Raw genomic sequence first — 2,485 nt, 5'->3', positions numbered from 1 at the left:
TGTAGACGTCAAGTCGAATTTTACACTTTTTGCTCGTTTCCCTTTTACACTTCTGCTTGAAAAATACTTTTTCGGTTTTTCATCCGATGACTTTCCTCATTCTCTCCACCATGTATGACCTCCACACGATGAAGTAAACGATCTAAAATAGCTGTCGTGATCCCTTGATCGCCAATCAAATTTCCCCATTCATCTGGACTTTTATTGGAAGTTAGGATGATCGAACTTCGTTCGTATAAATGGTTGATCAAATGAAAGAACAGATTTGCCTCTCTCTGATCCATCGCCATATACATCAAATCATCGATAATCACCAGGTCGGCATTTCTCATTCGTTTGAGTTGCACCTTTGATTTATTCAGGTATTCTTCCGTTTTTAAGAGCTGCACAAGCTCACCCATTGTAACGAAATAAACATTGAATCCTTTGGAAACAGCTTCGAGCCCCAGTCCAATTGCGATGTACGTTTTTCCAATGCCAGGTGGCCCAAGAATAATTAAGTTATATTGATGTTCTAGCCAGCTTAACTCTCTAAGTTGTGTTAATTGGCGGGCCGTCAGGACGTTTTGACCTTCTAGTTCAAACTCATCTAGTGACTTCACGAAAGGGAAGCGTGCCCATTTCATTCTCTTTTCCAGGCTTTTAGCTTCACGCTTTGCTAGCTCATATCGCGTAATAGATTCTAAAAATTCTAAGTAAGTCCATGAAGCTTTTTCAGCTTCGCGAAGAAGCTGTGGGAGCTCCTCCGCAGTTTCTGATAATCGTAATTGACGAAATTGATCTTGTAATTCATTCACGGTCTTGTTCATTATGGTCGACCTCCTAAAATGCTGGTATAAGCATTTAAAGAACGGGTAGAGGTCTTAATTTGTGAATGTTTTGCTGGATGGGTATAAAAAGACTTTATCTCTTTTACCGAATCATGAGGCAGTGTATGAATGTGCTGGGCCATATCACGAAAGTCATTCGCACTATACAACTTTTCTCTCATACACTTGGCCAATACGGTATCGATTAAAGCTGGATACTTTTGAACGACCTGATGAATGATCGCAAACTGGTCTCGACGATACCTTGGGTATCTTTGGCTGATCTCATTAAAGAAAGCAAGGGCCTGTGGTTGATCTTTAAAAAAGGAAATCAAACGTCGCTTAAACTCTTCAACCCCTTTGGAGCGATCACGGGTATGATTACGGTTTTGAATGAGCTTCCCTTTTTCTAAACTTATACTATGTTCGGCAATGATTTCACTCTCTGCGTCTTTTCGAACCACGAGCGTCGGTGGCTCTTTACCTGAAACTTCGATCAAAACAAGATTCTCAGCGTTTGTTTGATAAGTTCCAAGTGGGACGGAATAACGATTGGACTTGTACCGGATTGTATTGTCCTTGCTTACACTTCTTGTTATACTTTGATTATTGGTACTTTCATATGAAAGTAAGGAAGAGACTGGCTTTAAGTGTTGCTTTTCGACGAGAAACACTTCAGCTGGTCTTTTTTTTGTTGTCTGATGAACCTGATGGTTCCCTGTACGCTTTAGCCATTGTAACGACCGATGATTCCAATCCTCTATATCGCTGAACACTCGACTGTCTGCGAAGTTGCCTTTAATATACTTCACTACATTTTCAATCATCCCTTTAGACTCCGGATCAGCTCTTCTGCACAAGTGAACTATAAACTTCCGTTCATTCACATAACTTTGAAACTCAGCTGTTAAAAGGAGCTCGCCTGCATTTTCACTAACTGTAATTAAGTGATCCTGATCGTATACGATTTCTTCTGTGCGTCCCCCATAGAATTGAAATGCATTTTCATGACAACGTATCGCATCTCTTGTGGTGAAAGGACGTGTCTGCCATTCCGTATACTTCTGTCTGGAGTGAGCGAGTACAAACGCAATGAAATACAGCTTGATTTCCTTTTTGTTAGTAGTCTTTTGTTTTGTTTCACCCCAGTCTACCTGAAGTTGTTTCCCCATTGGTTGTTCAGGTATGGCTTCGTATTGACGAACCATTACCTTTTTCTTAATCTGGTAGACTTCCCTGACTTCTTTCACATAAGATCTCACCGTACTTCCACCGACCGTTAGGTCGGGGTACCTCTCTAAAAGCCAATCATGTATTTGTGCAGCACTTAAGTGAGGATACTCTTCTAACCAGGCCAGTATCCAGTCTTTGTAGCTGTCTAATTTCTTGCTCCTCCCAAGAGGCTGTTCAGTATAAGCTTTTGCTTCTTCAAATGTCATTTCTAAATATTTATAGACAGTTGGTCTTGAGATCTTAAGCTCCTTAGCAATTTGAGCTACTTTAAACTTCCGTTTATGTAGGTCCTGAATCTTTAAATACAACACTAATTTCTCCTCCAAAATCCCAACCTCCAGTAAAATAACGTCATCAACTATTTTACTAAAAGAATAGGCTGATAGAGCAAAAGTGTAAAATCTATTCAAGCGAAAACTGTCAACTTTATTCTAGCGTTTACA

At 40.1% G+C, this 2,485-nt stretch carries 2 protein-coding genes; both read right to left on the bottom strand.

Features of this window, described 5'->3' with window-relative positions; all coding sequences use genetic code 11:
• Window positions 1–44: 44 nt before the first annotated feature.
• Window positions 45–809 (bottom strand): IS21-like element helper ATPase IstB, encoded by a 765-nt coding sequence (istB, locus tag LF817_RS19920; protein WP_253937557.1) that lies wholly within the window; start codon window positions 807–809, stop codon window positions 45–47.
• Window positions 809–2,353, bottom strand: coding sequence for an IS21 family transposase (istA, locus tag LF817_RS19915; RefSeq protein ID WP_253937558.1), 1,545 nt, complete (start codon window positions 2,351–2,353; stop codon window positions 809–811). The genes istB and istA overlap by 1 nt, the downstream gene beginning before the upstream one ends.
• Window positions 2,354–2,485: the final 132 nt, after the last annotated feature.

Source organism: Halobacillus sp. A1 (genome assembly GCF_024189295.1).
Lineage (GTDB): Bacteria > Bacillota > Bacilli > Bacillales > Halobacillaceae > Halobacillus_A.
Note: the sequence above shows the minus strand (reverse complement) of the source record. Positions and strands in the feature narration are given on the sequence as shown.